Annotated in this window: 21 protein-coding genes; 5 read left to right on the forward strand and 16 right to left on the reverse strand. The window is 57.2% G+C overall.

What is annotated here, in order from left to right; translation table 11 throughout:
- Position 1: 1 nt before the first annotated feature.
- From Q0Y21_RS07670 to Q0Y21_RS07680, 3 genes are read right to left on the reverse strand one after another with little or no spacing between them, the layout of a single operon-like run.
- Complete coding sequence (locus tag Q0Y21_RS07670; RefSeq protein ID WP_297793355.1) at positions 2–703, reverse strand: 1-acylglycerol-3-phosphate O-acyltransferase; 702 nt, start codon at positions 701–703, stop codon at positions 2–4.
- Positions 704–751: 48 nt separating this feature from the next.
- Positions 752–1,363: a class GN sortase gene (locus tag Q0Y21_RS07675; RefSeq protein ID WP_297793358.1), complete on the reverse strand. Its 612-nt coding sequence runs from the start codon at positions 1,361–1,363 to the stop codon at positions 752–754.
- Complete coding sequence (locus Q0Y21_RS07680; protein WP_297793360.1) at positions 1,360–3,492, reverse strand: marine proteobacterial sortase target protein; 2,133 nt, start codon at positions 3,490–3,492, stop codon at positions 1,360–1,362. The genes Q0Y21_RS07675 and Q0Y21_RS07680 overlap by 4 nt, the downstream gene beginning before the upstream one ends.
- A gap of 202 nt (positions 3,493–3,694) precedes the next feature.
- On the opposite strand from Q0Y21_RS07680, the gene pdsR reads away from it, so the two are divergent.
- The 3 genes from pdsR to Q0Y21_RS07695 all read left to right on the forward strand — a co-directional run bounded on the left by pdsR (position 3,695) and on the right by Q0Y21_RS07695 (position 7,839).
- Complete coding sequence (gene pdsR / locus Q0Y21_RS07685; protein WP_297793362.1) at positions 3,695–4,396, forward strand: proteobacterial dedicated sortase system response regulator; 702 nt, start codon at positions 3,695–3,697, stop codon at positions 4,394–4,396.
- A 3-nt stretch (positions 4,397–4,399) separates the two neighbouring features.
- Positions 4,400–6,412 carry an ATP-binding protein gene (locus Q0Y21_RS07690; protein WP_297793367.1) on the forward strand — a complete coding sequence of 671 codons (2,013 nt, stop codon included), beginning with the start codon at positions 4,400–4,402 and terminating at the stop codon, positions 6,410–6,412.
- A gap of 116 nt (positions 6,413–6,528) precedes the next feature.
- Positions 6,529–7,839: a DUF3422 domain-containing protein gene (locus tag Q0Y21_RS07695; protein ID WP_297793370.1), complete on the forward strand. Its 1,311-nt coding sequence runs from the start codon at positions 6,529–6,531 to the stop codon at positions 7,837–7,839.
- Between the two features lie 12 nt (positions 7,840–7,851).
- Here the strand turns inward: Q0Y21_RS07695 and Q0Y21_RS07700 are convergent, their stop codons facing one another.
- Positions 7,852–8,634, reverse strand: a complete 783-nt coding sequence (locus tag Q0Y21_RS07700; RefSeq protein ID WP_297793373.1) for an ATP-binding protein — start codon at positions 8,632–8,634, stop codon at positions 7,852–7,854.
- A gap of 85 nt (positions 8,635–8,719) precedes the next feature.
- Here Q0Y21_RS07700 and Q0Y21_RS07705 point away from each other — a divergent pair, with 85 nt between their 5' ends.
- Positions 8,720–9,160, forward strand: a complete 441-nt coding sequence (locus tag Q0Y21_RS07705) for a methylglyoxal synthase (RefSeq protein WP_297793375.1) — start codon at positions 8,720–8,722, stop codon at positions 9,158–9,160.
- Here Q0Y21_RS07705 and Q0Y21_RS07710 read toward each other — a convergent pair.
- Positions 9,153–9,878 (reverse strand): spermidine synthase, encoded by a 726-nt coding sequence (locus Q0Y21_RS07710; RefSeq protein ID WP_297793377.1) that lies wholly within the window; start codon positions 9,876–9,878, stop codon positions 9,153–9,155. The two genes, Q0Y21_RS07705 and Q0Y21_RS07710, sit on opposite strands and share 8 nt — an antisense overlap.
- Before the next feature lie 114 nt (positions 9,879–9,992).
- Between Q0Y21_RS07710 and cysK the strand changes: the two genes are divergently transcribed.
- Entirely contained in the window at positions 9,993–10,964 is a 972-nt protein-coding gene (cysK, locus tag Q0Y21_RS07715) for a cysteine synthase A (RefSeq protein ID WP_297793380.1), read from the forward strand.
- 53 nt (positions 10,965–11,017) lie between these two features.
- Here cysK and Q0Y21_RS07720 read toward each other — a convergent pair whose 3' ends face one another.
- The 11 genes from Q0Y21_RS07720 to vgrG all read right to left on the reverse strand — a co-directional run.
- Positions 11,018–11,293, reverse strand: coding sequence for a hypothetical protein (locus Q0Y21_RS07720; RefSeq protein ID WP_297793382.1), 276 nt, complete (start codon positions 11,291–11,293; stop codon positions 11,018–11,020).
- Positions 11,290–12,345 carry a hypothetical protein gene (locus Q0Y21_RS07725; protein ID WP_297793385.1) on the reverse strand — a complete coding sequence of 352 codons (1,056 nt, stop codon included), beginning with the start codon at positions 12,343–12,345 and terminating at the stop codon, positions 11,290–11,292. Before Q0Y21_RS07725 ends, Q0Y21_RS07720 begins: the two co-directional genes overlap by 4 nt.
- Positions 12,305–12,796 carry a hypothetical protein gene (locus Q0Y21_RS07730; RefSeq protein ID WP_297793388.1) on the reverse strand — a complete coding sequence of 164 codons (492 nt, stop codon included), beginning with the start codon at positions 12,794–12,796 and terminating at the stop codon, positions 12,305–12,307. Before Q0Y21_RS07730 ends, Q0Y21_RS07725 begins: the two co-directional genes overlap by 41 nt.
- Before the next feature lie 2 nt (positions 12,797–12,798).
- On the reverse strand, positions 12,799–13,122 hold the full coding sequence (locus Q0Y21_RS07735) for a hypothetical protein (protein WP_297793390.1): 324 nt from the start codon (positions 13,120–13,122) through the stop codon (positions 12,799–12,801).
- Positions 13,123–13,256: 134 nt separating this feature from the next.
- Complete coding sequence (locus tag Q0Y21_RS07740; RefSeq protein WP_297793393.1) at positions 13,257–14,135, reverse strand: DNA ligase; 879 nt, start codon at positions 14,133–14,135, stop codon at positions 13,257–13,259.
- A gap of 62 nt (positions 14,136–14,197) precedes the next feature.
- Positions 14,198–14,644, reverse strand: a complete 447-nt coding sequence (locus Q0Y21_RS07745) for a DUF4124 domain-containing protein (RefSeq protein ID WP_297793396.1) — start codon at positions 14,642–14,644, stop codon at positions 14,198–14,200.
- A 107-nt stretch (positions 14,645–14,751) separates the two neighbouring features.
- Positions 14,752–15,387: a hypothetical protein gene (locus Q0Y21_RS07750; RefSeq protein WP_297793399.1), complete on the reverse strand. Its 636-nt coding sequence runs from the start codon at positions 15,385–15,387 to the stop codon at positions 14,752–14,754.
- Between the two features lie 277 nt (positions 15,388–15,664).
- Complete coding sequence (locus Q0Y21_RS07755; protein ID WP_297793421.1) at positions 15,665–16,540, reverse strand: hypothetical protein; 876 nt, start codon at positions 16,538–16,540, stop codon at positions 15,665–15,667.
- Positions 16,515–19,376: a toxin VasX gene (locus Q0Y21_RS07760; RefSeq protein ID WP_297793401.1), complete on the reverse strand. Its 2,862-nt coding sequence runs from the start codon at positions 19,374–19,376 to the stop codon at positions 16,515–16,517. The genes Q0Y21_RS07755 and Q0Y21_RS07760 overlap by 26 nt, the downstream gene beginning before the upstream one ends.
- Entirely contained in the window at positions 19,369–20,235 is an 867-nt protein-coding gene (locus Q0Y21_RS07765; RefSeq protein WP_297793404.1) for a DUF4123 domain-containing protein, read from the reverse strand. The genes Q0Y21_RS07760 and Q0Y21_RS07765 overlap by 8 nt, the downstream gene beginning before the upstream one ends.
- Positions 20,235–21,079 (reverse strand): type VI secretion system Vgr family protein (gene vgrG / locus Q0Y21_RS07770; RefSeq protein WP_297793407.1); only part of this gene is annotated, 845 nt, incomplete at its 5' end. The genes Q0Y21_RS07765 and vgrG, both read right to left, overlap by 1 nt.

A 21,079-nucleotide genomic window follows, 5' to 3' on the forward strand; every position in this document is an offset into this window, starting at 1 on the left:
CTTACGACATGGCAGAAATAGCGGCTTCCATCTCACGATGACAACGCGCCATCAACTCGGGAATGTCAGCGGTGGTCAGACCTGAGGTTTCAACGGGAGGAAGAATCCGGATCGATACTCGCTCGCGGCGACCGGACCAGCCGAGGGTGCCATCCTCATACTGACTGGCACACACCATGGTGATCGGGGCACCGGAAGCCACCGCAGCATGAAAGGCGCCTTTCTTGAATTTCTGCAGGCCGCGCCCGCGGCTGCGGGTACCTTCCGGGAAGATCCACAGGCTTTTGCGTTCCTGTACGATGGCGTCACTGGTCACCTGCATCACCGCAACGGCTTTATGGGAGCGGGCACGATCAAGAACCACATTCCCGCCAAGCCAGAATATCTGACCGAAAAAAGGGATCCAGACCAACGACAACTTACCGACGGTGACCGTTCGCGGCGGCAACAGGTCCCCCATCAGGAACAGATCGTCGTTGTGCTGATGGTTGGCGATGACAACCGTTGGTCGGTCCCGGGGCATATTCTCCTGCCCGCTCAGCGGTCGCTCCATCCCCAGAATAAACCGCCCCACCCGGGCAACCAGCCGGCCGAATAGCCGGTTGTTGTCCGGATTGAATGGCCGCGCGATATAGAGCAACAACGCCAGAACACAGATAACCGGCACACTCAGCCAGGCCAGAATTTTTCTCAGGACACCCATGGAACAACAACCCGTTTACATAATTTGGCGTGCAAGTGTAAGCCATCTTCACAACCCCGCGACAGTATCAATTTGTACGGGGGTATGAGCATTGCTGACAACCGCAGGCTGACCGGACCGCGCTTCCACGACGTAACGCAGGGGACCACGGTTATCGAGGCTGTCAAAAGGATAGCAGGTCACCAGCAGCAGGGTGTCGTCCCCAAGCTGGCCGGTATCGATCCGCTCATGGCGGCTGTCAACAATCCGCACATTATCGACTCGATAGCTGTACCAGCGACCAGAACGGGTCTGCAGCCTCAGCTCACTGCCCTGCTCCAGGTGACGCAGACTGCTGAAATGGGTGTCCCGGTGGCCGGCAATCACCACCGGGCCCGAGCCGGCGGCATTGCCCAGTACCTGCCCGGGTCCAAAGGCGAGGCTTTCGCCATGGGCACCTTCCAGCACAATCAGTGACTGACCCAGTTCGGGCAATGACAGCCGGGCCACCGGCCAGGTGTCGGCCCAGGGCCAGGGGCGGGTCTCGGTCTGCCGGGCCTGGCTCTCGGCCCAGGCCAGTTCCAGAAGCTCCTGGGCCACCACGGCCTTGAAGGGAATCCACAACCCGGCGGTCAGTACCGTGGCGGACATCATTACCATCAACAGGAACAGGCGATTCATGCGAACACCCTCCGATGCACCATCAGCGCCGCCGACGAGAACATAAGACCCAGCAGCCCCAGGGCGACCAGCAACGGCGAGAGGGTGGCGGTCTGGGGATACCGCAACATACCGGGCTGGCTACCGGCGGGCAGCAGTGTGGGCAGGTGCTCGGTTTCCAGGTCGGTTCCGACCTCCCGCACCGGGGTCTTATCCAGCGCCACAAAACTGGTGTATCGGGTCATAAGTTGGTGCTCCAGGGCGAGGCTGGTAACCTCCTCCCTGGTGGACTCATCCACCTGCCCGGACAGGCCGGTGTCCAGCAGACTGTCGATTTTCTCCCGCGCCCAGTAACGATGCAGGCCCTTGCCAGGCGCTGCCTGTTGCAGGTCCAGGGATTGTTCCCAGCGGCTGCCATCGGGCAGCCGGCCGGATACGGCCAGCTCACCGTGGGCGGCCCTGCCCCGGGTCACCTGCACCATGGGTTCACCCTTGAACAGGTCACCGGTTCGCCTGGGGAAACTCTCCGACGCCGCCTGCTGGTCCGGCCACCGGGCCCGGATATCCGTCAGCACCGGTGACTGCATCTTACTGAACAGTTCATCCAGCGGCCCGGACACATCGCCCAGGTCGCTGATGGCGGTATAGGTGCCACGGCCATAGCGGGCCGCCTCGCGCATGAAATGCATATTGGGCGCTGAGCCGATGCCCACGGTGAACAGCCGGCTGTCACCCAACTGCTGACGGATTCTGGCGAACAGCGCGGCCTCATTGCCTACCGCACCGTCGGTCATGAATACAACCTGGCGGACGTATCCGGCGGCGTTTTCATCCGCCCCGCCGTCACTTTGCCTCAACGCTACATCCAGTGCCGAGGCCATTTCAGTACCTCCATCAGCGGTCAGATTGCGGACGTAGCGCCGGGCCTGGTCCAGGTTGTAACTGTCCGCGGGTACCGCTTGCGGGTGCAGACTGCTGGTCTGGCTGTTGAACTGGATGACGTTGAAGCGGTCAGCCGACCCCAGGGTATCCAGTCCCCGCAACAGCGAGGCCCGGGCCTGACGGATGGACTGGCCAGCCATTGAGCCGGAGGTGTCGATCACGAAGATCAGCTCCCGGGGCAACTGGCGATCCTGAGTCAGGCCCGGCACCAGCAGGGCCAATAGGTAGTCCTCACCCTGCCACCGCTCGTGGAATACGGCTGCCGAGGGTTCCTGCCCCCGCACCGGGGACCAGCGCACCACCAGATCCTGGTCCATCAGTATCGTGCCATTGTCGGGGGTGACCGTAACGACGTCGCCGCTCCAGGTGCTGGTAAGACCATGACTCGGGCTGGCAACCGCAGCAACCGGGAGGCCGGCGTTGATCACCAGTTCCACCTTTGCGCGATGGCTGTCCGGGCCCACGTCCTCCGGCAGCACAGTATAGGGGCTGATCTTGTCAGCATCGGGAACCTGGGTCGTGGGAGTAGCCCAGCCGCCCTGCCACTGCTTCGGTCCATCGGCGATGGGCGTTCCCTGCATGTAACGGGGCGTCAGGGTGGTGGGCAGTCGCAGTTCAAACTCACCGGACTGGTAGCGCACCGCCTGCTGGTAGTGCAGCTCCACAGTGACCGTCTCACCCGGTGGAATGTTGGCCAGGCGGGTAGTGAACAGGTTGGGTCGCTGCTGGTCCACCCGGGCCGCCCTGCGCCCCTCTTTTTTAGCCTGATCGTACTGCCGTTTGGCTTCGGCGCGCTCCTTGATTTCACCCACGATCACTCGCTCTCCGGCGGTCATGGTCAGGGCGTAAACGCTGGCATTCTCGGGTAGCGGGAACACAAACACACCTTCCCGCCACTGCTGGCTGGTGTTCTCGAAGCTCTGGCGCAAACGGGTATCGGCGATCAGACCGCTGACCGTGACCCGGTAATCGGTGGTCAGCAGGGTGGCGGGTTCCTGCCATTGGCCGGCGCTGTCGACAAAATGGAAGGCGCCGGCGCCCTCGGTCTGGACAGAAGTCTCCATGGCTTCCGCCATCATTGAGTGGCTGGCGAGCATCAGCAGGAAGGCCAGCCAGAGGCTGACGCTTTCCATAAAGCGGATAACGCGACGCGGGGCCGGGCGAGTGGCCGCACCGCGGGATGAGGTTGCTACAGCACTGGTCAGCATCGTTGGATTCCTTTCTTTTTTGTGAATCGTGATGCTGATTTCAACTCATGGAAGCGGTCATCCTGTGTCAGAATCTGGCAGTGCGCCGGCCAATTATGATGAATTGTGGCAAAGGTGCCCCGTTTCCTTGTGATCGTGCGCAGGCGTGATTAAATAGACGCTGCACATTACCTGTACTCGCCGGAAAGGACTGAAAGGACACATGAAGCGGCACATTGTCTTGATCGAGGACGAACCCGCCATTCGCGAAAACTACCGGGACGCTTTCGAGCGCCGTGGCTATCGCGTGTCCGCCTATGGTGACCGCAGCAGTGCCTTTCAGGTACTGCGCCACAGCCTGCCGGATCTGGCCATCATCGACGTCGGCCTGGGGGATGAGCCGGAAGGTGGCTTCACCCTGTGCCAGGATCTGAGGAGCCTGTCGAAGACCCTTCCGATCATCTTCCTCACGGCACGGGACAGCGACATCGATTCGGTCCATGGCCTGCGCCTGGGGGCGGACGACTACGTCACCAAGGACATGAGCCTTGATCACCTGCTGGCGCGGGTCACCGCCCTGCTACGCCGGGCCGATGCCTGGGCGGAGGCGCTGAAGAAACCCGACGAAGTGCTTCAGCGGGGCAAACTGACGCTGAACGTGGACCGCATGACGGCCGACTGGGGAAACCAGCCTGTCGACCTGACGGTCACCGAATTCTGGATGCTCCACTCCCTGGTCCAGCATCCAGGCCACGTGCGCAGCCGGGATCAGTTGATGGAAGCCGCCAGCACCGTGCTGGACGACAACACCGTGACATCCCACATCAAGCGCATCCGCCGCAAGTTCCAGCAGCTGGACAGCGATTTCGACGGCATACAGACCGCCTACGGCATGGGCTATCGCTGGAATGCCCATGAGGTGTAAACCTTGAGCCTGAAACGCCAGCTGATCGTCGCCAGCCTGCTGATGCTGCTGATTCCCTGGGCCGGCCTGCAGTTTGTGCTGGAACTGGATGAAGCGCTGCGGGAACAGGCCACGGATCAGCTACAGGAACAGGCCAGACGGATGGCGGAAACTGCCGGTGACCTGCTGATTGGCAACTCCGTGGTGCCATCCGGCAACCCCGTTATATACGCTCATCCGGTCACCCAACCGCCCCGCATGGACGGTTATGGCGATGATTGGCCCAGATACAACGAAGAGCTTTCACAACAGGATTGGCAGAACAGTCGGACCGACACCAAGACGTCTGCCCTGCGCTGGCAGGCGGCCACTGACCAACGCTACCTGTACCTTCTGATTCGGGTAGAACATCCCGGCATTCGTTACTTCAACCCCGGCTCGCCTGACCAGCCGCACGATCGCTTGCGCCTGGTAAGCACCGAGGGCAATAACCGATCCGAGCGGATCATCCGGACACCGGCTCCCGGACGCGTCAATGCCATCACCACTGGTCGTGACCCCAACAATGATTTCCGTATTACCGGCTACTGGCAGAGTGTGGAAAACGGTTACCAACTGGAGCTGAAACTGCCGCTGCCGACAAAAGACAGCCGCCTCGGTCTGGTCGCCGAGTGGCCGGGCAAGGACGGTATCGACTCGGCTGGCACAGCCATCGACCCGCCACCAGTGCTTGTGACACGACTCCCCCGGCTGGAACAACAACTCTCAAGCCAGATGGCCAGCGGCCAGCATCTGCGGGTACTGGAGCCGGCGGGCTGGGTCATTGCCCGCCAGGCGGTGGCAAACAAGGACAACCGACCGGAGTTCGACACCCTCAGCCCGATGGAAGTGGTGGAGCAGATTGCCCTCAACGGCCTCAGATCACTGGTGCGGTTCTATCAACCGGACCCTCAGTCGATTGACGAATCCTCCATCCGGCCCAACCCCAACACTCTCCCTGATAGTGGCCTGGTACGCCACAGCGATGGCGACAGCCTCCTGATGGTGACGCAGCCGGTGTTCAACGGCCGCATCCTGGTTCTTGAACAGTCGCTGGACCAGTTGCTGTCGCTGTCCGGCAATACCCTGGGGTCGGTGATCGCCCGCAGCACCCTGCTGGTGGTGGGGCTCATGCTGGTGCTGCTGGGCTACGTCAGCTGGCTGTCCTGGCGGATCACCCGGTTACAGCGGGCGGTCAGTGCCAGCGTTGACGATGACGGCCGTATCATCGGCACTTTGCCGGAGACGCGGGCCCGGGATGAACTGGGACAACTGCACCAGCAGTTTGGTCAGATGGTCGACCGGCTACAAGGCTACAACGAATACCTGGAAAGCTTCTCCCGCCGGCTGTCCCACGAACTGAAAACACCAGTGGCCGTAGTACGCTCCTCACTGGAAAATCTGCGTCACGCCGAATCCGACAGCGAACGTCACAACTATATCGAGCGGGCCACCACTGCCACCGGTCGGCTCAGCCAGATTCTTAACGGCATGAGTGAGGCCGCCAGACTGGAACAGAGTTTCGACCATGCCGAGAAGGAACGCTTCGATCTGGCTGAGGTGACGGACCAGACCACCCGAGCCTACCAGCAACTGGATGCGAATCACCGGATTGTCTACAAAGGTCCGGCACGGGGCTGTGCCATGAACGGATCACCAGAACTGATCGTCCAGTTGCTGGACAAGCTGGTGGATAATGCCCGGGATTTCACCGCCACCGGAGAATTAATCGAAATCCGACTTTCACCGCAGGGCAAGAGCCTTGAACTGGAGGTATTTAATCAGGGGCCACCGCTGCCGGAGCACCTGAACTCCGATATTTTCAACCCGTTTGTATCCATACGAAAAGGCACGCAGGAAGGACACCTGGGGCAGGGTCTGCTGATCGTGAAGCTGATTGCCGAACATCATGGCGGAACGGTGACCGCAAGCAATGAGGCCAATGGCGTACTGTTTACCGTCAGCCTGCCCAGGCATATCCCCTTACCAAACCAGTGAGCGACTTTCAGACGACGCAGACCCGCCACTGGTCGTATTTCCCCCCGTCTGACTTTCCCCTAACCTTGTGACCTGCCCAGGATTCAAGCCAACTGACACCGTGGAGACCAATCAGCGTGGGATCAAGCCTTTCAGCCCTTGCCATTCACCCGTTACGGGACGACCTGTATGACGAGCTGCATTCCCGCCCCTTCCAGGTATTGCCAACGCCTGCCCGGGTGACCCACATTGCCGTGCTCACCACGTCCGATGAGCGTGAGGCCCAGTTCCAGCATCTACAGGAACTGCATCGCCTTCTGGGCCAGCCGGAACCCGCACAGGAAGTCAGTTGCTTCGAGAAAACCTTTGGCAACCTCAGAGTGCGGCGCGAAATGCACATGGAATTTGCGGCCTACACCTTCATTAACCTGGACCCGGCGGAAACCGGCGCGCCCTTCGCGGAAACCGGCATCAGCCTGCTTCCGGACGGCTGGCTCGATAAGCTGACAGGTACCGTCATCGCCGCGTTTCACGTCCACCTGCAAACCCAGGCCGGGCAAGGGATGGAAGACCTGAATTACGTACGCCAGCATTTCGAAGGCCACAGGCTGGTGGGCAGTAGCCCCCAGGAGGGTGCGGCACGAGTCTGGGGCACCTTCCAGCTTCACAGTGATGGTTTCGGCCGTTTCCTGGTGGCGAACCACCACATGTCCGACAGCCAACTTGGCCGCCTGACCCAGCGCCTGATGGAAATAGAGACCTACCGGCTGATGTCGCTGCTGGCACTGCCGCTGGCACGGGAAACCTCGCCGTCCCTCAACGACATGGACCAGAAACTGGCGGTGATCACCCAATCCCTGGCGGACAATGACGATGTGGACGAGCCCGCACTGCTGGCCGAACTGACCGCCATCGCGGCCCGAATCGAAGCCTTCAGGGCCCATTCCACCTTCCGCTTCTCGGCCACCCGGGCCTACCACCGGCTGGTGCTGACAAGACTGGAGGCACTCCGTGAAGATGAACTGTCCGGACACCTGACCATCACCGAATTCATGACCCGGCGACTGACCCCGGCGGTGGAAACCTGCAAAGCCGTCAGCGAGCGTCTGGAAGACCTGTCCCGCCGGGTGGACCGCGCCTCGGACATGATGCGCACCCGGGTGGAACTGGCGATCCAGAATCAGAACCAGCAGCTACTGAGTTCCATGGACCGGCGCTCCAAGATCCAGCTGATGATGCAGCACACCGTGGAAGGCTTCTCGGTGGTGGCCATCACCTATTACCTGATCGGCCTGCTCAAACTGGGGCTGGATTCCGTTTACCAAGCCGGGTTCGACATCAACAAGTCACTGGTACTGGGCATTGCCATTCCCGTGGTGATGGCTCTGGTGTATACGGGCGTCCGGGTGGTACACCATCGCTTTATCCGCATGGCAAAGCGACAATAGCCGCACTTTCAGCTACCGCTTCGGCTGGTCGTTCCCGGCGTACTGCCGGAAGAACTGCTGGGCAGTACGGCCATTGCGAACACCCTTGGCAGTGGCAAAACGGATCGCCTCCCGATGCAGTTCGTCCCGGTCTGCCACGTCCGGAAACAGCGCATCCACTGCCTGCAGATACACGTCCTGGGAAAACGGATAGAACGACAGCTGCAACCCGAACCGGTCCGCCAGGGACACCTGCTCCTCGATGGCTTCCGCCGGATGCAGCTCGCCATCGCGCATCTCGCTTTTCAGGTTGTCGGACATGAACTCGGGCATCAGGTGTCGGCGGTTGGAAGTGGCGTAAACCCGCACGTTTTCCGGCGGCAGTTCCAGCGAGCCCTCCAACACGCTCTTGAGGGCCTTGTAACCGGACTCACCCACATCAAACGACAGGTCATCGCAGAAAATCACGAAGCGGAACGGCAGGTCGCAGATATCATCCACGATCTCCGGCAGCGTCACCAGGTCGTCCTTGTCGACTTCGATCATCCGCAAGCCCCGATTCTGGTACCGGTTCAGCAGTGCCTTGATCAACGACGACTTGCCGGTGCCCCTGGAACCCCAGAGTAACGCATTGTTGGACGGCTCCCCGGCGAGGAAACGCTCGGTATTCCGTGCCAGCGCCTCCTGTTGGCGCTCGATGCCGGTCAGCGCCTGCCACTGTATCGGATCCAGGCGGCGAATCACCCTCAGACCGGATCGGTGGCGGCGCCAGACCGCGGCCGGAGTGGTCGCCCAATCTATGGTTGTTGTCTTCATCACACCTCTGTCCTATTCCGCAGATCGCCAGGTTATGAAACACTGGCAAACAGATTGATCGCAAATCAAGGAGACTTTACCGCAAATGGCTGTGAAATCCGTTGCCCTGGTGGCACACGACAACAAGAAGAAGGAACTGGTGGACTGGGTATCAGAGAACCAGACCCGCTTCGCGCAACTGGCCCTGTATGCCACCGGCACCACCGGCCGGTTACTGGGAGAAAACCTCGGGCGCGATGACATCCATTGCCTTTTGAGCGGCCCCCTGGGCGGGGACCAACAGATCGGGGCCAAGATCGCCGAAGGTGAGATCGACCTGCTGGTCTTTTTCTGGGATCCCCTGGAACCCCAGCCCCACGATCCGGACATCAAGGCCCTGTTGCGCATCGCGGCCCTGTGGAACATTCCGGTGGCCTGCAATCGCGCCACCGCGGAGTTCATTCTCACCTCAGCCTACATGACCGACGATCAGCACCGCCCCCGCAAGCCGGATTTTTCCGACTACACCGGTCGCAAGGTCAGCTGACCGGTTTACGGGCGAGAAACACCGTGTTGGTGGATTCCCGGTTCTGGAACGGATTGAAGAACGACACCACCCGCGCGTCCACATCAGTGAACAGGGTTCGCAGTGTGGCCATGAACGCCTCATCCGGTGGATCATTGGACCACATGGCGAACACCCCGCCAGGGCGCAGGTGGACCGCCATTTTGCCAAGACTGTCTTCGGTGTAGAAACTGGCGTTGGAGTCGTGCAGAAGCGCTCGTGGTGAATGGTCGATGTCCAGCAGGATGGCATCGAACAGTTTCCCCGGCTGTTCCGGGTCAAAGCCCGCTTCGGACACTGCCAGGTCAAAGAAACTGCCGAGCACGTAACGACAGCGATCATCGGCATTGAGTACTTTGCCCAGGGGCACTTTTTCCTGTTGGTGCCAGCGGATCACAGTGTCGAGGGCATCGACCACCAGCAGTTCTTCGACCCGATCGTGCCGGAGAGCGGCTTCCGCGGTGTAACCCAGTCCCAGGCCGCCAACCACCACCTTCAGCGCCTGACCTTCGGTCATCTCGAGCCCCAGGTCCGCCAGGGCGACCTCGGCGTCCACGAACATGCTGGACATCAGGAATTCTTCGCCCAGCTTCACTTCATAGATATCCCGCTCGCCGAGGGCGGGAATCCGCCGGCGGCGCAGGGTTATCTCCCCCAGCAGTGAGGGTTGACTGTCGATTTCTTCGAATAAAAGTCCCATGGATCCGTTCCGATACGCCCGTAAACCAGCCATGCTAACATTGAACGCCATGGTGGAGAGGAGTTTCTGATCTTCACGACTTACCAGGATAGAGCCAACCACAAGGAGAAACCCATGGCGAAAATCTATCAAGATAACTCTCTGTCGATCGGCAACACCCCGCTGGTCAAACTCAACCGGGTTAATGACGGTGCCACTATCTGGGCCAAAATTGAGGGTCGCAACCCGGCGTATTCGGTGAAATGCCGCATTGGCGCCGCCATGATCTGGGATGCCGAGAAACGGGGCGTTCTGAAACCGGGAACTACCATTGTCGAACCCACCAGCGGCAACACCGGTATCGCCCTGGCGTTCGTCGCAGCTGCCCGGGGCTACAAACTGATCCTGACCATGCCATCGTCGATGAGCCTGGAACGTCGCAAGGTGCTCAAGGCCCTGGGCGCAGAGCTGGTGCTGACCGAGCCGGCCAAGGGTATGCCGGGCGCCATCGCCCGGGCCGAGGAAATCGTGGCCTCCGACCCCGAGCACCACTTCATGCCCCAGCAGTTCGATAACCCGGCCAACCCCCGCATTCACGAGGACACCACCGGCCCGGAAATCTGGGACGACACCGATGGCGAGGTTGATATATTCGTTTCCGGTGTCGGAACCGGCGGCACGCTCACCGGGGTATCGCGGTACATCAAGCACACCAAGGGCAAGGACATTACCACGGTAGCTGTGGAACCTACGGATTCCCCGATCATTACGCAGGTAATGGCGGGCGAGGAGCCGAAACCCTCACCCCACAAAATTCAGGGTATTGGTGCCGGTTTCGTGCCTAAAAACCTCGACCTTTACCTGGTGGACCAGGTGGAAACGGTCAGTAATGACGATGCCATTGCCATGGCGCACCGACTGATTCAGGAAGAGGGGATTCTCTGCGGAATATCCTGCGGTGCGGCGGTTGTCGCGGCGATACGGGTCAGCAAACAGCCAGAGAACAAAGGCAAGAATATTGTGGTGGTACTTCCGGACTCCGCCGAGCGCTATCTGTCGTCTGCGCTGTTCGCGGATAGGTTTGGCGAGCAGGAGAACGTTCAGTAAGAACTCATAGCACCGACTGCAGGCAAGGAGGCCACAGCCGGTGCGTGTGCAAGCTAGCGGTGCCCGTCCGGGGGCGTAAGCAGCTGCCCTGCGCCTGAAGCCACTGCTGCAACGCTCCGATAGGAGAGTTTCGATAGTTTGTGGTGCGTGAGCCTAACGGCCTGACTCCAGGGTCGGGTCACGGGAATGCGGTGCAGCACATTGAAGGTCTCATCGGCAATGGACAGGTGCACCCGTTCCAGTTTTCCGGCACCCTGCGCAATACCATGGGTCAACACATCCGCGACGCCCAGCCACCACTCACGACCATGTTCATTTTCGGTTTTCATAGCAACCACTCCACCAGTTGCCGGGCCACATCGGGATGATGCGCCAGACGAATGTGATCCACCCCCGGAAAGCTCGCCATGCCGGCAAGTTTCCATCCGGTGCGTTCTTCACCACGGGCACTGGCCTCATGGACCAGCGCATCCCCGAACAGGGCATTCACCGGATGCGTCCGGGAACGGGCCAACAATCCACACACCACAAAATGCCGTACCCCCGGAACCAGGGGCGGCTCTACCTGCCCCTCTGGCACCACATCGCCCCTGGAAAGATTGCGGATGCCTTCGCTGCGCAGATCAATCACTTCACCGGCGACTCGCAAATAGTCACGGGGAGCTCGATTGAGCAGATCCGCAGTGGCTTTCGCCCCTTTTGCCAGCCAGGAACCGTCGTGAGGCGAGCCAAGATAGACGCAGTCAGTCAAGCGCTCCATCCAGCGATGGTTCAGAGCTTGCCCATAATGACAGGCACTGCGGATCAACAGCCCTCCCATACTATGGCCCATGAGAACGATACGCTCCAACGGAACCGGCCAGGAAGACACCAACTCTTCCAGCACTGCCGCCAGCGCTTCACCATTCCGGTAAATGGGCCTTCCCGTGTTATAGCGCAGGGTAAGCGGTGTGATCTCCCGGGAGGCACTGGTCAGCAGGGAGCCGTAACTCAATCCGCTCCGCCCTGGGAACGTCCATACGGACTCCAGCTCCATTAGCCCATGAATTGAGAGGCAAAGAGTGGAACCGGGGGTTTCCAGCTGCGGGGCCCGGTAGTCCAGCGGGCCGTGTCCGTGGAAAACCTCCATGGGAACCGCCAACGGATTGTTTCGCTCCTCCAGCCAGTCTCCGAGGAAACCGCTGAGGATTGCCGAGGCGTGTCTTTGCCAAACCGGGCGGGTGTCTGACTTCATGCTCTTGCGCGTCCAACTGATTATGTAGACGCACCAGTCTACCGGGATAACCAGCACAGCGATTGGCCGAACCTTCACCCGGCTATGGCACAGTTGCAACTGGCCCTCAGGCGGCCTCGCCGCCAGCCGGCGTTTCCTCGCCAGCATCCCGGCCCTGCTCCGCTTGGGCCTCCGCCTCTTTCATCAGCACCATGCCTCCCTGCAGCAACAACGACTTGAGGCGCGGATCTCCCTCCTCGGCGATGCCAAGGGCAAACGCCGCCAACGCCGATTCAAGGGGATTCTGACGAATCAGCTCACGCAAAACCTGCACTGGAGAACCAGCACCGGAGCGGGATGGAGCGCCTTTCGACAAACTCCGGGCCGGACGCGTCAGACGATAGAACACCAGGGCCAGCAAGAGAAAACAGCTCGCGCCGACCACGGCCATGGCCGCGGATTCCCCCATGACAGGGGTCAGGGTCAACGTCGCGGCGGTGACCAGCATATAGAACCCGGTAATCAGCAGTGCAGTGAGCAAGACCAGCGCCAGCATAAAGCCAAGCACGGCGGCAACGGCCTTGCGCACGGCACTCTGAACTCTCGGGGAATCAAGCATGATCAACGATCGAGCAGGCGCCCGACCAGAATCCCGGCAAGAAACATGATGAGAATACTGAGGAAAGGCCGCTCCTCGATTTGGTGCTCCACATCATGAACCGCCTTGCTTCCTGCATCACGGGCGCGATTCAGGGCTTCATCACTGCGCATGCGCACATGATCCAGCGCTTCTCGGCTCTCGCGAACCACTTCGTCCTTCAGACTGCTGATGTTGCTTTTCTGTCCATCAGCAACGGCTTTTGTCAGTTGAGCAAGGTCTTCCCTCAGGGCCTGAAGGTCCTCTTTGACACGACTGTAATCGTCTTTTGCGGATTTCGCTTCCATTTCCCGCCTCCTGTCAGCTTGACACTGCGTTTAGGCATTCCGATGACGAATTCACATTGATCCCGCCAAAGCATAAAACCCGGTCGGGAACTCTTTAAACGTAGCACAGGCCCAGACGTATGGTGTGACAACACTCAATCAGATTCAGTTACAGAGACCGCAGGCTCATCATCACGAGTTCGAATATAACTGGCGAACCTTGGCAGGCCGGTACTCGTATGGCCGCTGTACCTGAACGTGATGACTGCCCCTTCAGGAGGAGGATCGTCACGCTCCTCGTCCGTGAAACCAGTACCAATGCGAAGCTTTCGGCCACTGTCGAGTTCCACCAGCAGCGCCCCCATTTTTCCCCTCAACCGCCCCTTTCCCGGCAGATGCCCACGGACCACCGCCTCGGCATCCTGATAACGCTTTACCTTAAGTAGATCCCGCGATCGCCCCGCTCGGTACAGACTGTCCCCATGCTTGAGCATCAACCCCTCGCCACCGCGGGCAATCACCTCGTCCAACTGTTGCATCAGCTGCTGATGGTCAGTTGCCGCACGTTGTTCGACCAGGACCAGGTGATCAATGCCAACCTCGCTGACCGTGGAGCGGAGTATCTTCAGGCGCTCACTGAAAGGCCGATCCTGCCAGGGCATATCAAACACCATGAAGCGAATCTTCCGCCAGTCGCTGTCACGGGGCTCCAGCCGCCGGACCGCACCCGACAACTCGGCAAACCGTTCGCGGCCCATCCACAACTCACCATCCAACGGCCGATCCGGCAGATCCCGGATGAACCAGTCGGGTGCATGGAACACATTTCCCTGTCTGGACAACAGCCGGGAGCCATCCCAATAGGCCCTGACGCCATCATACTTCTCACTGACCCAGTAACCTTCAAGAGACATCCCCTGCTGATAAACATCCGCCAGCGGCACGCCTGGCGGAGCCGCCTCGGAAATCCCCACAAACAGGAGTTGGATAATAAGAACACAACGACTGGCCGTTGCGAGTAGACGTGAAAACATTGCAAATCCCTTGCATCAGACAGGGGGAAACTTCCTGTTTCCCGTGAGACTTCATTCCAGCTTCAACCGCTACAGGTTTCGTTCACCTTCTTGCGGAAACGTTCCCGGATCCGGGTGTTCTCCGACTCACTGACGAACACCCGCTCACCCTCCTCATTCAGGTTATAGAAGGTCGAGACGCTGTCCATGTGCTTGAGGCGCGCACGAAGCCTGGTACATAGTTCCGCACGCTTCGCTGCCTGCTTCTCGGCCTTGGCATCCGCAGCACGCTGCTGATCCCGCTCCTGCTGCCTCTGTTCCAGGAACGCATTCATCTTCTGCTGACGGTCACGGGCGGCGTCATCCACCCGGGCCGGCGCGGACTCCACTTTGACTTCCTGACTGGCCGCCTGCGCTGGCGGGCGGTCACCAAAATGGGTGCGGCCTTCTGAGTCTACCCAGCGGTAGACTTCCGCCAGGCTAGTGGTGGGTGATAGAAGCAGTAGGGTTAGCAATGTCCTTATCAGCATGTTGAATTCCTTTTGAATCACCATATGGCGATACTGTTCATGAGCTAAGATGTTCCGAAACCTGACAAATGAACGCAGTTACTGAATTCAGCTCCATTTTTTGAGTATCAATAATGATTTTCCTTACCAAATATCTCTTCAATTTCTTTCGGCCATTTACACTTGAATGGGCTAACACTCCACCAAATAATAGATGGCATAAAAATAATCATGAAAAAGTGAGCAGTTACAATTCCAACCGCCGAATCGGTCCCGGATTTATTCATAAACTCTCTATAGTTTGACTCATAAAGGTTTCCATCATCCTCGTTGTTCACCCCATCTTCGTAACATCTGACGATAAAATTCCAGTTTCTATAGAGGTCATCCTCTTTAAAATACGAAGAAAACTTTTTACGCCGCATTCTCTTTTTAGGCAACTTCCCACAAAAATAATAATCATCCCTCAGATAGACATGGGAGTAGTATTGTTTTTGCCACACAACACCGGCCCCGAAATACTGCCAATTGTATGAAAATACAACTTCAAGCTCATCCCATGGGATACGATAATAGGTACCCCAATGTGCAACGTAGACATACCCTTTGCTCCGATCAGCCCGGACAGGCAATGTTAATGGGGCCAGAACCTCAAATAAGTAAAATGCCACCCATACAGGCACAAAAAATGCAGCTGTTGCCAAGAGCGCTTCCCCGGAAAACAAAACATCAACTGCCCACATCACTACAATCGCAAGCATCATGAAAAGATTTATGACACCTAGCATTATTGTCCGAAACCTCGGAAATGCAGATCGAATGTCAACGAATCGATCACATGTGTAGGCGATACTATGTGACATATTCTCTGAAGAATCTGAGAAACCATCTACTTTCTTCGCCGGAGGGCTTGCCAGTCTGGCCCCTCGTGTGCGGAATACTCTCTTATCCAGCATTCCCTCCAGATTCGTCTCGGGGAAATCACAGCTCAAAGGTGAGTCTTTCATGAAGCAATAGCAGCCATTAAGGTAGACTTCAAGATCAATGATAGTTAATTTTTCCAAAAATCGACTCGACCTCTTTCGGCCACTTGTATTTGAAGGGAGAGAATTTCCACCAAATAACGGTTGGCATAAGAAAAATAAAAACCAGATGACCAAAAAGTTTAGCTATTACAGACTTCCCCTGCATCCCGTCCAAATATGAGTCGTAATTGGCCACTTCAAGATTAATTAAATCTTCAGGAAGTTTTCCTCGATTAAAAAACCTCAAAACAAAGTTCCACCTCCGATAAAGATCTTCCTCTTTATAGCAAGAAAAAATCTTCTTGCGCTCCAGCTGCCTTTTGGGATGCCTTCCACAGAAATAATACTTATCCCAGAGATAAACATGAGCGTAATATTGCTTATCCCACATGACGCCTGAACCAAAATATTGCCAATTGTATGAAAAAGCCACCTCTAGATCTTCCCAAGGGATCTGGTAACAGGTACCCCGACGTACAACGTAGACACACTTACCGTCGCGATCGATTCTGACCGGTAGCGTTAGTGGAAAGAAGATCTCGAATAGATAGAACGCAACCCATACTGGCACAAGGAAGGCCGCTGTTGCCATTAGTGCTTCCGAATAGAAATTATCGATAAACCACATTAGTAACAGAACGATCACCATAAATAGATTTACCACAACCAGCATCCCTCGTCGGAAAAGGGAAAATGCCGTCCGTATATCTATAAATCGTTCGCAGATGTAAGCAACAGCCAATTCCATATCTTCCGACGAATCAGAAACACCAACCACTGGCTTCGCCGGCGGACTCGCAAGCCGCGCCCCCCGCGTGTGGAATACCCTGGTTTCAAGCAAGCCTTCCAGATTCGTTTCCGGAAAATCACAACTCAAAGGCGAGTCTTTCATCGACACTCAACTCCTCTACGTCATTGCCATTTAGAATGAGGCGGAGTCCGTTTTCGCCCGTGATTTTCCGGCCATCCTTGGCGTACTCAATCAGCATTTCAAGCTGGTCACACTTGTTGTGGTTGTAGTGGTCAAACCGATACAAAACACCCTCAGCAGAAGCATCTAAATGTCTCCGCCTGTAAAACAGGTCTGTGATATCGTTCGGTTCATCCTTCGCAAACCAGTTCGTGTCTACTTCGAACAGCTTTATGGAGTACGTGCAGTCCCGATCACTATAAGCTGGGAAAAACACCACAAAGGACGTCATTTCCGACATGACCTGATGCTCACCCCGGTTAATGTCCCAATGCCTGCCGATGTGCTCGGTTATCCGCACAATGGGAGAGAACAGCATGTAATAAAACGCATCCAGCTCCGCTTCGAAATAGCGTCTGACTTCGACGCCCTCATCCGGAGAAATGGCGGTTCGGCTTTCCTCCAACAGCTCTCCGCTCGATGGCCTGGACTGCTCATCCCAGTATCGCATCGTGGGCGCGTTACCCCAGAAAGACAGCGACAGGAAATCTTCAATCCGGGATCGAGCAATATAGGCCTGCACCATGCCGATCGCGACGGAAATTATGATCATCGCAACACCTATGGCCACACCCACACCTAATGAAAAAACCCCAATCGCGGCCAAACCGGGTAAAACAAGGAGACTGACACTGAGCCCAAATTGGACGCTTCCTAAGGCTACGGAGGCGTGATGTCCAGTTTCCAACGACTTGTTAATCGTCCTCAACTCCAGCCACATCGTTAATATCGGCCCAGCGATCGCAATAGTCTTAACCATTCCTTTTGCAATTAATTTCGTTACAAGTCCCACCACCCTGAGTTCTTTAGAGGCACCAAGGACCGCTGAAACCTTGGACCCTGTTGTCGCTGACATCCTCGTTTTCAGCGCGTGCACGTGTTCGGAATTTGCCAATAAAGCGCTGCCGTTAACGACACCTTCGGCCACATTGGCCAGACTATCCATAAAAGGCAGCCAACGGTCGAGGGCCGAGCGATCACCCAGCATCACGTCTTTCTGGGTCTCTTTCAAACCTGAGAACAGGTTGGCCATATTGATCGCCTGGAAGAAGGTCACCGCCCCAATAAACTTTCCCCGGTTCTCCTTGATACGCTCAACCAACGGATCAAGGCGTGTGTGAATCCACCCGAACGGGTTGTCTCTGAGATTCGGATCAAGGTGGAACACATCCATCAACCCTTCACGCAGATAACCCCTGATCCTGACATCCGCCATGCCGGCTGCCAGTGGTGTCAATGAGAGTTCAGACAGGTTGTGACCCGAGGACGCGTCCAGCGATCTGCGATTAACTTCCAGAAGTAGTTCTGTTGCGTCATTCAGATTAATTTCACGTTTGTGGAGCTCGATGCCGTAACGTTTCGAGACATGCTTGATCCACTTCTTCCACTGTGGGCGGGTTTGTTCGTTTTTGGCCCACTCCCCCATGGCCGCAGCGGGGGCGGCAAACTCCAGCATTAGAGTGTCGGTGGCGAGATTTACCGGCACATGCGCCGGCATGTCATAAATTCGATCCACCACCTTCAAGCTGCCATAATCGAATTCGGGGAGATCTTGCAGTTTGTGAGTAATCCTGTTTGCAACGGATGAAAGGAACAGCACACTTTTGAGTAAAGTTTCTACAGTACCGGCCCCGTCATCTTCTGCGACCATCCATTTCTCTGCGTCTTGCTTCCCTTTTTCCGCACCGACGTAACCATCGAGGATATCTGCAAGCTCTTTCTCGACGGCTTCAAACCCAGCTGCACAGTATATATCATTGAACTCCAGCTTCTTTGCCAGCTGCACAGAGTCAATCCATCCTTTCCAGTCATCAAATATGCGGCCACGTGCCTGGTCGTACTCTTCGATTTTCTTATGGTAACCCTCTACAAACGCATCCTTGTCAGCGGAACGAATGCGTTCTTTCAGTTCTTCTGCCGCCTCATTCCGCTCGTCTTCCGTTTCCTTCTTGGTGGCTTCGCGGGCGATGAGCGCGTCCACCATCTGGGAGGTGGTGTAGGCATATGCGTTCTCCTCCGCGTAATTCTTAATCAGATTTACATGAAGGGCATGCAGCTGGCCTAACTCTGAGGTGATACCAATTTCATCGACAAGGGCAACGCAGTACGAAAATTCAGTTTCTTTTTTGCACTGCCCCTGAAAATCCGACTCACTGACTCCCTGTGCAAAATCCGTCAGACTCCACTCGAAATCCATTGGATCTGGCCGAAAATCTTCAACCACTCCGTTTATAGCTTCGGTTTCACTGATATTTACGCCTTCACGATTTTCCGGGAGGCCACTCAAGTCGAACGACTGCATGTGTTCTTCACGAACTTGCACATCCGTTCGTACCAGTTCCTGCAAACGCACAGTCCATCGATGCTGTACAAATTTCAGAAGCACCGTGCCTTCCGCAGGGTGATGTATGGCGGGCAGAGCACTTTGAGCATCGGCATCTGGCAGCAGTACAGAGTTCACACCGGGCTGCACTTCCGTTATCTCGCCTTGCTCGTTGACTCGGTATTCATGCAGCGTTCCGAAAACTTCGGAGAACATGTAGACCCAACCGGGCGTCAGTTTGCGAACGCAGTAATACGTATTTCCGATGTCAACGGAAGGTGGGCGGAAGTTCGCAGGCAAAGTGACCTTTTCCTGACTGATCGCCCAGCGCACCGGATACAACGCAACGGTTTTGAGCTGGAGCGGACACATCTGTGCCGCTGAGTCGATATCATCAGCACCCTGTAAAAACGCTGAGCTGTTAGCACTACCCATAAACCAGTCCCTCCATTGACTTTTTCTCAGCGAATTCTGCAATTCGCGCTATGGCTTTGTCTGGTGCTGCGGAATTCTCTTTCCACAGGCTCTGCACATCACTGTCTTCGAATGCAAGGTGCCCAAGCCAGCCAATCGTATTGATATACAGGGCGATATCGCGGGTACTGTACAGCCCCCGCGCTTTCGCCGCGTCGACTAGCGTAGAAACTACGCCCCAATCAGGCTCGTTTGCGTCAGGTTGTTGAAGCAGATGGGGGAAGTAGTTCGAAGTGTGAAGCTCGAGTTTTCTGAGGGCTGTCTGCTGTGCCGCCCTTTCCATGGCAACTTGGTGTTCCTCACGAATATTGAACACTTCTATCTGCCGCTCACCTGACGGCTGGTCATTGTAAAAGTGCTCCCATTCACCCCTGCGGCGATCCTGAATGGCAAACAGACTACAGGGCCCCATCAATCGCCTCACATCTTCACCTGATGAATCCAGCTTCAACAGATGCCGCGCGATTTCGGGATCATAGAACCGGAAAACAACCTCATCACCCGTAACCAACCTGGCCATAAGCAATCCACGCAGGTGATCCATGACCTCCTCAAAGTGGCAGTCAGCCTGCAATACGATGGCAGCACCCTGGTGCTTCCAATCCTCGAAGCATTTAAGTGCCAGGGAACTATCCATTCCCGCTTCAACCAACCACGGCGAGATTTCCAACAGGTCAGCGAGTTCCGTTCCCCTGTATAGGGCATCGCAAAGAGGCCTTTCTATTTCACGATAAATAACCTGGGATAAGTCATTCACTTTTGCGCCATCAATAAGAATGAACGTTTTGCCCTTGTCGGAAAGTCCAGCCAGGTTACCCATCAGATCGCACCTTGTGATTCTGGTGTGCAGATCTGGCAGATACCCTTACCCTGATTCGCGGCATTCTTGATAGCGCGTATCTGGTCGGGCTTGGCCATCGGTCTTTGGGGCGTCTCCGGCAGCTCTTCAGGCGTCACAGCCCCCCCATTCTTGTCCACCAACCCTGGCATCTCCGGCACCTGAACCTTCTGCCCACTGCCCTTGCCCGGCGCGCCACCCGCATTCATCCTGATGGCTGCCCCACCCATAGCAACGCCGCTGGGATCGATCTTCACAAAGCTGCCGCCGGCCTTGAGGGTAATTTCGGCACCCGCTTCGATCACGGCTTTCTGGCCGGCCTTGATGTGCAGTTCGGTGCCGGAGTCGCTGAGCCAGGCGGTGCCGGCTTTCAGGTGCAGGGTGCCGGTGACGTTGAAGCTGTGGTCCTTGCCGGTTTGTTCCCGTTTCTCACCGTCCACCGTGGCGTGGTCATCGCCCTTGGTGTGGGCCTTGCGGTGGTTGTCCACTGTCAGGTGGCTGTCGTTCCGGACGACTTCGGTGCGGTTGTTTTCCGTCAGCAGGTCCAGGTCTTTCTGGGCGTGGACGTAGATCTGTTCCTGGTCCGCTTCGTCCTCGAACCGGAGTTCGTTGCTGCCCTCGCCCTTGTGGGTCTGGGTTTTGAGGGTGGTTCTTGTCTTGTGTTCCGGCAGCGCGTAGGGCGGTGTGTTGGTGGCGTGGTAGGTCCGGCCGGTAATGATCGGCTGGTCCGGATCGCCGTCCAGGAAAGAGACGATGACTTCGTGGCCGATTCTCGGTAAGGCCATGAACCCATACTGGCCGCCGGCCCAGCCCTGGCTGACTCGCA

The organism is uncultured Marinobacter sp., assembly GCF_947259545.1.
Classification (GTDB): domain Bacteria; phylum Pseudomonadota; class Gammaproteobacteria; order Pseudomonadales; family Oleiphilaceae; genus Marinobacter.